The sequence below is a fragment of the Streptomyces sp. NPDC058872 genome (genome assembly GCF_042743065.1).
In the GTDB taxonomy this organism is placed as follows: Bacteria; Actinomycetota; Actinomycetes; order Streptomycetales; family Streptomycetaceae; genus Streptomyces.
Genome location: NZ_JBHYMK010000030.1, coordinates 26,691 through 36,833, shown reverse-complemented (window position 1 = coordinate 36,833; position 10,143 = coordinate 26,691). Strand labels below are relative to the sequence as shown.

At 73.3% G+C, this 10,143-nt stretch carries 10 protein-coding genes; 6 read left to right on the top strand and 4 right to left on the bottom strand.

Annotated features, from left to right (window positions below; genetic code table 11):
• Positions 1-46: 46 nt before the first annotated feature.
• Positions 47-631 carry a TMEM165/GDT1 family protein gene (locus ACFW22_RS20150; protein WP_386406308.1) on the bottom strand — a complete coding sequence of 195 codons (585 nt, stop codon included), beginning with the start codon at positions 629-631 and terminating at the stop codon, positions 47-49.
• Between the two features lie 296 nt (positions 632-927).
• Between ACFW22_RS20150 and ACFW22_RS20145 the strand changes: the two genes are divergently transcribed.
• The 5 genes from ACFW22_RS20145 to ACFW22_RS20125 all read left to right on the top strand — a co-directional run bounded on the left by ACFW22_RS20145 (position 928) and on the right by ACFW22_RS20125 (position 5,487).
• Complete coding sequence (locus ACFW22_RS20145) at positions 928-1,545, top strand: TetR/AcrR family transcriptional regulator (RefSeq protein WP_386406305.1); 618 nt, start codon at positions 928-930, stop codon at positions 1,543-1,545.
• Positions 1,542-2,012 (top strand): MFS transporter, encoded by a 471-nt coding sequence (locus ACFW22_RS20140; protein ID WP_386406302.1) that lies wholly within the window; start codon positions 1,542-1,544, stop codon positions 2,010-2,012. Before ACFW22_RS20145 ends, ACFW22_RS20140 begins: the two co-directional genes overlap by 4 nt.
• Entirely contained in the window at positions 2,009-2,215 is a 207-nt protein-coding gene (locus ACFW22_RS20135; protein WP_386406299.1) for a hypothetical protein, read from the top strand. The genes ACFW22_RS20140 and ACFW22_RS20135 overlap by 4 nt, the downstream gene beginning before the upstream one ends.
• Position 2,216: 1 nt before the next feature.
• The gene (locus ACFW22_RS20130) at positions 2,217-3,353 is read left to right on the top strand and encodes a PP2C family protein-serine/threonine phosphatase (protein WP_386406296.1); all 1,137 of its coding nucleotides are present in this window, start codon (positions 2,217-2,219) and stop codon (positions 3,351-3,353) included.
• A 235-nt stretch (positions 3,354-3,588) separates the two neighbouring features.
• Positions 3,589-5,487 carry an alpha/beta fold hydrolase gene (locus tag ACFW22_RS20125; RefSeq protein WP_386406293.1) on the top strand — a complete coding sequence of 633 codons (1,899 nt, stop codon included), beginning with the start codon at positions 3,589-3,591 and terminating at the stop codon, positions 5,485-5,487.
• Between the two features lie 194 nt (positions 5,488-5,681).
• On the opposite strand, the gene ACFW22_RS20120 is transcribed toward ACFW22_RS20125, so the two are convergent.
• The 3 genes from ACFW22_RS20120 to ACFW22_RS20110 all read right to left on the bottom strand — a co-directional run bounded on the left by ACFW22_RS20120 (position 5,682) and on the right by ACFW22_RS20110 (position 8,765).
• A complete protein-coding gene (locus ACFW22_RS20120; protein ID WP_386406290.1) occupies positions 5,682-6,266 on the bottom strand; it encodes a nucleosidase in 585 nt (194 codons plus the stop codon).
• 181 nt (positions 6,267-6,447) lie between these two features.
• A complete protein-coding gene (locus tag ACFW22_RS20115; RefSeq protein WP_386406287.1) occupies positions 6,448-7,779 on the bottom strand; it encodes a VWA domain-containing protein in 1,332 nt (443 codons plus the stop codon).
• Between the two features lie 98 nt (positions 7,780-7,877).
• Positions 7,878-8,765: an AAA family ATPase gene (locus tag ACFW22_RS20110; RefSeq protein WP_386406284.1), complete on the bottom strand. Its 888-nt coding sequence runs from the start codon at positions 8,763-8,765 to the stop codon at positions 7,878-7,880.
• Positions 8,766-8,938: 173 nt separating this feature from the next.
• Between ACFW22_RS20110 and ACFW22_RS20105 the strand changes: the two genes are divergently transcribed.
• Entirely contained in the window at positions 8,939-10,102 is a 1,164-nt protein-coding gene (locus ACFW22_RS20105; protein ID WP_386406281.1) for a PP2C family protein-serine/threonine phosphatase, read from the top strand.
• Positions 10,103-10,143: the final 41 nt, after the last annotated feature.

Here is a 10,143-nt window from a genome sequence, read left to right as displayed (position 1 = left end):
GCGCATGACCACCCCGGAGGGCGGTCATGCGCAGGCCGGGAGCCCGTCAGCCGGTGAAGACCTCGACCAGGGACCAGATCGCCAGGCCGGCCATGCAGATGCCGCCGATGCGCTGCACGGTCTTGAGCGGGACCCGCTTGGCGATGAAACGGCCCGCGACCAGGGCCAGGGCGGAGACCGTCGTCAGCGCGGCGAAGGAGCCGAGGGCCGTCGACCAGGTGCCGTTGGTGGCGGCGAGGTTCGCGGTGGTGATCTGGGTCAGGTCACCCCACTCGCTGATGAAGACGGCGGTGAAGGCGGTGGAGAAGACGGGCCAGAAGCCGGTGACGGTCCGTCCGCCCTCGTCCGCCGTGTCGTCGTCGCCCCCGCCGCGCAGCAGTACGAACGCGCCGAAGCCGAACAGGAGGGCCGAGACGAGTTTGACGCTCCACCCGGGGAGCAGCCCGAGCAGGCTTCCGGCCCCCACTGCGATGGCGACGTGGGCGAGGAAGGCGGTGGACGTGCCGATCCACACGTACAGCGGACGCATGCGCGTGCCCATGGCGAGGGACGCGAACATCGTCTTGTCCGGAAGTTCGGCGAGGAAGATCAGCCCGAAGGCGGTGAGGATCGCCAAGGGGTCGAGGTGCATACCGGGGCTCTCTGCTCGGTCCGGGCCCCGCGGCTCCGCTCGGCACCTCGACGGGCGACGGGAGGACCACTCGGCCCGGCATGACGGACCGCGCCCACGGGCATGCGGGCACGGTGTTGCCTGGCCGAAGGTCTCGCCCGTCCGCATCGTGCGCGGACCCGGTCACCGGGAACCCGAAGGCTCCAGTGTGTCGACGACCGGTTCGCAGGGCTACTCCCCTTCGCTGTCGCCCAGTGTAGCGGAAGGGGCGCACAATGGAGTAGACAGTGTCTACTCCATTGTGATAGGCAGCCCCCGTGCATGATGCGGAAGGAACACCCCAAGCCCCTCAGACGGCAGATCCCGAGGGCGGACTCCGCTCCCGGTTGGTCCGTGCGGGAGTCGAGCTGGTCAACGACGAGGGAGCCCACACCCTCTCGCTGCGCGAGATCGCCCGCCGGGCAGGCGTCTCCCACGGAGCACCCCGCCGGTACTTCCCCACCCACCTGGACCTGCTGTCCGCCGTCGCCCGGCAGGGCCTCGACGAACTGGCCGCGCGCATCACCGAGGAGGATCCCGAGACCGCCACGGCGCGCGAGAGGATCGAAGGGCTCGCCCGCGTCTACGTCGACTTCGCCGCCACCCGGCGCGGGATGTACGAGCTGATGTTCCGGCACGACCTCCTGGAGAGCGGTCGGCTCGGGCTGCGGGAGACCAGCCTGCCCCTCTTCGCCCGCCTCGTCGGGCTCGTCGCCCGGGTGCACCCGGGGGGCGACCCCGCCGCCCGCGCCGGTGCGCTCTGGGCCAACCTGCACGGCCTGGTCCAGCTCCGGCACGGGGGCAGCCTCGGCCTCGCCACCGGACGCGACGACCCCGAGGCCCTCCTGGCGGCCGTGCTCGACGCCCACCTCGGCCCCCCGGAGGCCGCCGTGTGAACCGCACCCTCCTCTGCAGCGTCGTGGGCGCCGCGGTCGTGGCGCTCGACGGGACCGTTCTCACCATCGTCCGACCGGCACTCCGGCGGGACCTGCACGCCCACGTCGGACAGGTGCAGTGGACCAGCACCGGATGCCTCGTCGCCGTTGCGGGCCTCCTGGTCTTCGCGGGCCGCCTCGGCGACCACTACGGCCACGCGCGGGTCTTCGCCCTCGGAGCCTTCGGCTTCGCCGTCACCTCCACCGGCATGGCCCTGGCTCCCGACGTCGGTGCCGTGACCGCATGGCGCGTGCTCCAGGGCGGGTGCGGGGCGCTCCTCCCACCCGCACGGCCGCGGTCGGTGGTCGTTCCGCACTTCTCGGAGCCGGATTCGCCACGCTCATGGGCACCGCGACCTCCGTCGTCGTGCACCACGCCCCCGAGGCCCGTGCGGGTGTCGCCGGCGGCCTCCAACAGACCGCGATGAACGTCGGACCGGCGCTCCTCCTCACCCTCGCGCCGGACGGCGGCTTCGTGCCGGTCCGGGGCATGGCCCTCCCCGCCCTCGGGGTGATTGCCACGCTCGCCCTCCCGGCCGTACTCCTCCTGCCCCACGGCACGGACCGCGAGGGGACACGCCCGGAGCCGACGACACCCGGGACCGGCCGGCGGCCCTGCGTACGATCATGAGATGCCCGCAGCCGGTCAACGCCGCCCTCCCGGCACGGCGGCCCGCACCCAGCTCAACCTCGGTCGTGCGCTGCCCTTCCTGGTCCTGGTCCTGACGGTCGTCGCCGATCTCGCGACTCCCGACCGAGAGAGGTTCGACCGCCTTCTCGTCGCCGCCCCCGCACTCGCCGCCGTTGCCTGGAGCGTGCGGGGGACCGTCGCCATCGGGCTGGTGGCCATGGGCGCCCGCGTCCTCCTCGGCCTCGACCGGGACCGGGACCCCGTTTACGAACTCCTCGCCAACGAGGCGGTCATCGCCGCTGTGATCATCGCCTCGGTCTGGGTCAGCCGGGCCAGGACCCGCTACGAGCAGGACCTGCGCGAGGTCACCGCCGTCGCCGAGGTCGTGCAGCGAGTCGTCCTGCGCCCGCTGCCCGAACGCCTCGGCCGCTTCGAACTGCACCTGCTGTACGTCGCCGCCGCGGCCAAGGCGAGGATCGGCGGGGACTTCTACGAGGCGGTCAAGGTCCCCGGCTCCGTACGGGTCATGCTCGGCGACGTCCAGGGCAAGGGCCTCGGCGCCGTCGAGACCGCCTCCGTCCTGCTCGGATCCTTCCGCGCCGCCGTCAACGACGCACCCGACCTCCCCGCCCTCGCGGACCGGCTCGACGAGGGCCTCGCCCGCTACAGCGCCTGGGACCCCGACTCGGACGCCGCCGAACGCTTCGCCACCGTCGTCCTGGTGGAACTCCCCGACGGCCAGGACGTCGTGCGACTCCTCAGCTGCGGTCATCCGGCCCCGCTGCTCCAGCGCCCGACCGGGGTCGAGCCCGTGCGCTTCGCCGACCCGTCGCTGCCCGTGAACCTCGCGGGCCTCGCCGAGAACCACCACCGGGTCGAGGAGCTCCCCTTCGGGCCGGGGGACCGTCTGCTCCTCTACACCGACGGCGTCAGCGAGACCCGCGACAAGACCGGCACCTTCTACCCGCTGGAGCTCCGCCTGCGCGGCTGGGCCGGTGCGCCGGCGGCGGAACTGCCCGCGCTCCTCCACCGTGACCTCGCCGCCTACGGTGCGGACGGCCTCGACGACGACGTCGCCGCCCTCGTCGTGGTGCGCCCGCCCGAACCCTCCCGGCCGGGGCGCGGTCGAGCGGGATGACGCGCCCCGGGCCACGCCGGGTCGGCAGTGGTCGGAGCCACCCCCGCACGTGCTCCCTCCGCGCCGGCCGGGTGGCCGGTCACCCGAAGTGCCGGGGTCGGCTTGTGCCGTTGCCACCCGGTTGCGCGTCCCGTGCGCCGTTCGTGCGCTCTGGTCGCTCCGTTCCCGGTACGTGAGGCTTGCGACCGTCCGCCGTGTGGACGGCCGGCAACCCAGTCGAGAGGAACGGGTGCACGTGCTCCAGGATCACCCCTTCGCCAATGGAACGTCCGAAGAATTCCCCGGCTTCCCGGGCGTCACGCCGGGGCTCACCGCCGTCGAGGTCGCACGCATCGCAGGACGCGGCCTCTGGGCGGCCGACGGGGCCGTCGACCCCGACGTCGTCAGGCTCGGCCAGACCCTCACCACCGCCCTGCTCAGCGGAAACGGCGACGCCGGCCCCGCATCCCTGCTCCCCGCCGAACTCGCCGCGCGCGTCGAAGAGGTACGCGGGCTGACCCTGCCCGCGTACCACCGCATCGAGGCCCCGGACGGCGTCCGGCTCTCCGCCCTCAGCCTCCGACAGACCTCCCCCGGTCCGCACCCACTGGTCGTCGTGCCGGCCGGCTGGACCCCCTTCGGCTGGCCCCTGTTCCTCTGGGCGTACCTCGACCTCGCCCGCCGGGGTTACCACGTCTTGGCCTACACGCCCCGAGGCCTCGGGACCCCCGGACTGCCGTCCACCTCCGAGGGCTTCGTCGACGTTGCGGGCCCCCACGACTGGGCCGACGGCTCCGCCGTCATCGACTTCGCCCAGGAATACCTCGCCCCCGGATCCATAGGATTCCTCGGCGAGTCCTACGGGTCCGGCATCAGCCAGCTCGTCGCCGCCCACGACGACCGGGTCGCCGCCGTCGTCGCCCTCAGCACCTGGGGCAACCTCGCCACCAGCCTCTACGACCACGACACCCGTCACCTCATGGCCGTCAAGGCGCTCCTCGCCCTCACCGGCGGGCCCGTGGAGACCAAGTTCACCCCCGCCGACCAGGAGGTCCTGGCCGACTTCCTGGCCGACCGGAACCCGCAGAAGGTCGTCGAGTGGGGGCGGCTGCGCGCCCCAGAGTCCTACCTCCACCTCACCAACGAGAACGAGACGCCCACCTTCTTCTCCAACACCTGGCACGAAGGGCTCTTCGCCGTCAACCAGCTCCTCGACACCTTCAACGGCCTGGACGTGCCCAAGCGGATCAACCTGTGGATCGGTGACCACGCCGCCCCCGAGGGGCCGGGGCTCATCGGTACCGAGCCCGGTGGGGCCAACCTCCCGCTGTCCGAGGCGTACGCCTGGCTCGACCACCACCTCAAGGGCGAGCGCAACGGGGTGGAGGACTGGGACCAGGTCTGCAACCAGGTGATGTTCACCTACGTCACCCAACCCGTCCTCGACCCCGACACGGGGGAGCCGACCGGCGAGCACCGGATCGTCGAGCAGGCGGTCCGCGAGTGCCGGCCGGTCTGGAGCCGGGTCACCACCGGCATCGAGGTCCTCGGCCTCACCGGCGACGGCACGAACGGCGTCGACGGCCTGCTCCTCCCCGCAGGAGAGGCGACCGGCCCCTCGGAGGTCATCGGCTGGCGCCGCGGGTTCCTCGCCGGGGTGGACACCGAGGCCACCGCCATGGACGGGTTGATGAGGACCGGGCGGGCGGAGTGGGCCGGCAACCCCAAGACCTACGACACCCGCAAGATCGACCGCCGGCACGCCGTCGTCTGGACCACCACTCCGGTCTCCGCCCCGCCCGACGGGGGAAGTGCCGGTCGCCGCATCCGGGGCGTTCCGCGGCTGCGCCTCACGGTCCGCTCCACGGCCGCCTCCGCCAGCCTCTACGCCTACCTCCTGGACGTCGCCGAAGACGACACCGCCCGGATCATCACCCACGAGCCGCTCAACGCGTACGGACTGATGCCCGATCAGGACCGCACCGTGACCTGGCGGCTCCAGGCCGCTGCGTACGACCTCGCCGCCGGGCACCGTCTGATGCTGGTCGTCGACAGCAAGGACCCCTTGTACGGGGACGCCTCCGTCACCTGGACCCAGACCGTCGTCAGCTCTCCGGCGGACGGACCGGCCTTCCTGGAAATACCGTTGGGCTGACGGCCGTGCGGCCGCACGGAGTCGGGCTTCCCGGTGCGTCCTCGTCGCCACCGCGAGGGGGCGTGCCCGCGGGGCGGTCCGATTCGGATCCGGCCCCTCCGGCAGGGGCCGCACGACCCGCTCCCGGCGTCCGAGGGGGCGCCGCCGGCTGCCCGGCCCCCCAGGTCCGTCCCGTCGAGACGGACCCGGACGGTTCACGAGCGGTAGGGGGTGTTCGCCTCCGCCCAGTCCGCCAGGGCCCGTGCGCACTCCGCGACCGATTCGCGCCAGGTGCGTGCGGCACCGTCGCCCGCCTCGTCGCTGACGTGCTTCACGATCCGCAGCGGTACTCCGGCCAGCTCGGCTGCGGTCGCCAGCGCGTACCCCTCCATGTCGACCAGTGGTGCCCGCTCGGCGAGCCGTGCCCGCGCCGCTTCGTCCGAGATGAAGGCGTCCCCGGTGGCCAGGACCACGTCGCCGCCGTCCGGCAGCACCAGGGGGGCGCCGTACGTCTCACCGGTCAAGGTGGCGAGCAGTTCGCCGTCCAGGTCGTGCTGCACGACCGTGCCGACGACGTGCGTCCCGGTCCAGCCCGACCTGAGCGCCCCCGCCGTCCCCAGGTTCACGACCCCGGACGGCCGCGGCCCCCTGCCCAGCGCGGTCGCGAGCGCGGTCGCGGCGTTCACCTTGCCCATGCCGGTCAACAGCACGGGCAGGTCCGTGTCGAGGAACTGCGCCTCCTCCTTGACGGCGAGGACGAGCAGTGGACGGCCGGCCGTGATCTCTCCCAAGAGTTCCATGGGGGCCACGCTAGTTCGAGGACCCTCCCGTCGTACAACCGGGCGGGCTCGTCCCGGTCGTCGCGTTCCCGTCCCGAAAGAGACCGATGTCGGGACGGCCGTCGACTCCGGCGTTCAACGGAGCGGTCGCGCCACGGGGAAGGCCGTCCCACCGCCCGCCGCCGTCCCCGTGGGATTCCCGTCACACCGGCAGGAGCCGGCCGATCAGCGCCTCCAACTGCCGGGCGTTGCGGCAGGCACGCATCTCCACGAGCGCGGCATAGACCGGGGCCGCCGAGTCGCCGGTGCCCCAGAGCGAAGGCTGCTCCGGATTGAGCCAGTGGACCCGGCGGGCCCGGTCCGCGATGCTCCGGAGCGCTGCGGGGTTCGGGTCGGAACCGTTGGTGCGGGCGTCTCCGAGGACGAAGACCACGGTGCGCGGACCGACCACCTTCGCGTACCGCTCGGCGAACTCCCCGAGCGCGGCGCCGTAGTCGCTCTGTCCGTGCCAGCCGGTCAGCCGTGCCTCCGCGAGGACGAGGTCGCCGAGACCCGCCGGATCGGCCGCGCTCCGCGAGACCAGGTCGGTCACCTCGTCGACCCGGTTGACGAAGGCGAAGACCCGCACCCGACCGAACTGCTCCTGCAGGGCCTGCACCAGCAACATCGTGAACTGGGCGAAGCCCGCCACCGACCCCGAGACGTCGCAGAGCAGGACCAGTTCGGGGCGCCGCGGTCGGCGTCGGCGCAGCACCGGGTGCACCGGGACGCCTCCCGTCGACAGCGAGCCGCGCAGCGTGCGTCGCAGGTCGATCGTGCCGCGTGCCGCCCGTCTCCGCCGGGCCGCGAGCCGGGTGGCCAGTTTCCGCGCCAGCGGCCGAACCGTGCGGCGCAACTCGTCCAGCTGTGCCCGGCCGGCCAACAGGAAGTCCACGCGGTCGGGCGTCGCCGCGACCGCCCGGCGTGCGACCGCCTCCCGCCCCCGCCGCTCGGCGACGCGCCGGCGGGCCTCGCTGCGCACCCGCTCGCGGAAGGCTTCGATCCGCCGCCGTATCTCATCGTCGAGCAGCCGCTCGGTGAACTCGGGATCCTGGTCCGGGGGCGCTGTCCGCAGTCGGTCGCGGACCCCGGCGAGCAGGGTTTCGGGCCGCAGCCGGGACAACGTCTGGTGGGAGGACCAGCCGTCCGACTCCGGACCGGAGCCGTAGCCTCCGAAACCTGCCACCGCCTCGGCGGCCAGTCGGTCGAGTGCGGCGGCGTCACCGGTCACGAGGGCCTCGGCGAGCCGTTCCCGGAGCGATGTGAGGTCCCCCGCGGTGTTCCCGTACGCCTCCGCCACCCCCGGGCCGAGCGGGAAGTACAGGTCGAATACCTGGTCGAAGACCCTGCGCTGGGCTTCCCCGTGCAGCAGGGTCGCCGCCAGTGCCTCCCTGACCCGTGCCCGTTCGGTGAAGCCGACCGCTTCGAGGGCCTGCGCCGCGTCCACGGTCTCGCCCGTCCCGATGCCGAACCCGTGGGCGCGCAATGCCGCCACCAGTCCGGTGAGCCGCGCCGAGGCCCCGGCCCCGGCCGCTGCACCGGCAGCGGGCGTCCTTGCGGTCGGGGCAGCGTGACCTGCGGTGCCCCCCGGACTCACACCGCGTCCAGGGCGAGTTCGGCCGCCGCCTTGACGAGGTCTTCCCGGTGCTTCAGGAGGACGCCGAGGGTCTCCCGCACGACCTGCTCGTCCAGCCGGTCCGCACCCAGCGCGAGCAGGGTGCGGGCCCAGTCGATCGTCTCCGCGACGGACGGCACCTTCCGCAGGTCCATCGCCCGGAGCGCGCCCACCACCCGCACGGCGGACGCCACGAGCGCCGCGTCGAGACCGGGCGCCTTGAGCGCGACGATCCTGCGCTCCAGCTTTTCCTCGGGGAAACCGATGTGCAGGAAGAGGCAACGCCGGCGCAGCGCCTCGGACAGTTCGCGGCTCGCGTTGGAGGTGAGCACCGTGAAGGGCCGCCGGGTGGCCCTGATCGTGCCGAGTTCGGGGACGGTCACCTGGAAGTCGCCGAGGACCTCCAGGAGCAGGCCCTCCACCTCGACGTCGGCCTTGTCGGTCTCGTCGATCAACAGCACCGTGGGTCCTTCGGACCGGATCGCGGTGAGCAGCGGTCGCGGGAGCAGGAACTCCTCGCCGAAGATGTCCGTGCGCGTCTCGTCCCAGGACTCGCCCCGTCCGGCCGTGATCCGCAGCAGCTGTTTGGCGTGGTTCCACTCGTACAGGGCGCGGGACTCGTCGACCCCCTCGTAGCACTGGAGCCGGACCAGATGGGCGCCGGTGGCCGCGGTGACGGCTTTGGCGAGTTCCGTCTTGCCGACGCCCGCCGGACCTTCGACGAGCAGCGGCTTGCCCAGGCGGTCGGCGAGGAAGACGGAGGTGGCGACGGCCGGCGACGCCAGGTAGCCGGTGGCGGCGAGCCGCTCGGCCACCTCGTCGACTGAAGCGAAGAACCCGGTCGTCACGGCTGGCTCGGTCGTCATCTGTCCCCCGGATCGACATGTCGTACTGGTCGGTAGCCTCGGCTGTACTCGATCAGATCGGGCGCCCCCGCACAACCGTCGTGCGCAGGTCCGTGCCGCGCGAGGGGCGGCGGACGCTGGTGCAATGGAGGGGCCGGGTGCGCCGCCCGGAGGTTCGCGCGGGTGGAGGTGCCGTGTCGGAAGGGGACGAGGCCCTCCTGATCAGGGTGCGGGCCCTGGAACGGGCCATCGGCGAGATCGGTACGACGCTCGACGAGAGGACGACGTGCCGAGAACTCGCGGCTTTCCTCGCCCGCCACCTGCGCGGCACGGTCGCGGTCGACCTGCGCGCCGAACCGGGCACCCCGGTCCGGCGCGTCGCGTCGGCGGGTCCGTCGGCTTCCGGTGGGGGACCGACCGACACGGGAACCGCTCCTCCCGCCCCTGCTGCCGCCCCGACTTCCCCGGACCGCACGCCGGAACTCGCCGTGCCCCTGGCCGTCGGCGGGGAGGACCCCCTCGGGCGGGTGACCGTCATCCGTCGGGGCGGCGCCCCCTTCTCCGCCGATGAGACCGCGGTCCTCCGGCAGGCGGTCCGACTTGCCGCCCGGCACCTCGGCCACGCCCGCCGCCTCGCCGCCACCGAAGACACCGCGCTCCACCTCCAACGCGCCCTGGTCGCCGAACCCGGTCGCCCGCACCCCAACCTGGAAGTCGCGGGTGGCTACCTTCCGGCGGGCCCCCGCGCGCTCGTGGGCGGCGACTGGTTCGAGACCGTACGGCTCCACTTCGGGCGCAGCCTCCTGGTCGTCGGCGACGTGATGGGCCACGGACTCGACGCGGCCGTGGACATGAACGCGTACCGCACGGTGCTCCGCGACGTCGCCGCGACCGATCTGCCGCCGCACCGGGTCCTGCGCCACCTCGACGCCGTCGTCGCCGAGGACGACGCCCGCCGTCCCGCCACCTGCCTGCTCGTCCGGGTGGACCCGGCGCGCGGTACGGCGACCTTCGCCAGCGCCGGCCACCTGCCGCCCGCGGTCTTCGGTGCCGACGGCTCCGCGGAGATCGTGGACCTTCCGGTCGGCCCGCCCCTGGGCACCGGGGTGGGGGGCTACGAACCGGCCACGCGCCCCCTCGGGACCGGTGAAACCCTCTTGATCTTCACCGACGGCCTCGTCGAACGCCGGGGCGAGGACATCGACGCTTCGCTGGCCCGGCTGGCCTCCCTGCGCCTTCCTGCCGGTTCCGGACCCGAACAGGTCGTCGAAGAGGTGCTCCGCCGCCTCGATGCGCACCGCGCGGAGGACGACGTGGCCCTCCTCGCGGCCCGCGTCCGCCTCCGTCCCACGCCGTGACAGAGCGTCACCCGCGCCCCACGCCTCGCCGTGATGGAGGG

Excerpts from the sequence above, each read along its gene's own strand:
- ACFW22_RS20150 (WP_386406308.1), bottom strand. The coding sequence starts at position 631 with ATGCACCTCGACCCCTTGGCGATCCTCACCGCCTTCGGGCTGATCTTC.
- ACFW22_RS20135 (WP_386406299.1), top strand. The coding sequence starts at position 2,009 with ATGAACGTCGGACCGGCGCTCCTCCTCACCCTCGCGCCGGACGGCGGC.
- ACFW22_RS20130 (WP_386406296.1), top strand. The coding sequence starts at position 2,217 with ATGCCCGCAGCCGGTCAACGCCGCCCTCCCGGCACGGCGGCCCGCACC.
- ACFW22_RS20120 (WP_386406290.1), bottom strand. The coding sequence starts at position 6,266 with ATGGAACTCTTGGGAGAGATCACGGCCGGCCGTCCACTGCTCGTCCTC.
- ACFW22_RS20110 (WP_386406284.1), bottom strand. The coding sequence starts at position 8,765 with ATGACGACCGAGCCAGCCGTGACGACCGGGTTCTTCGCTTCAGTCGAC.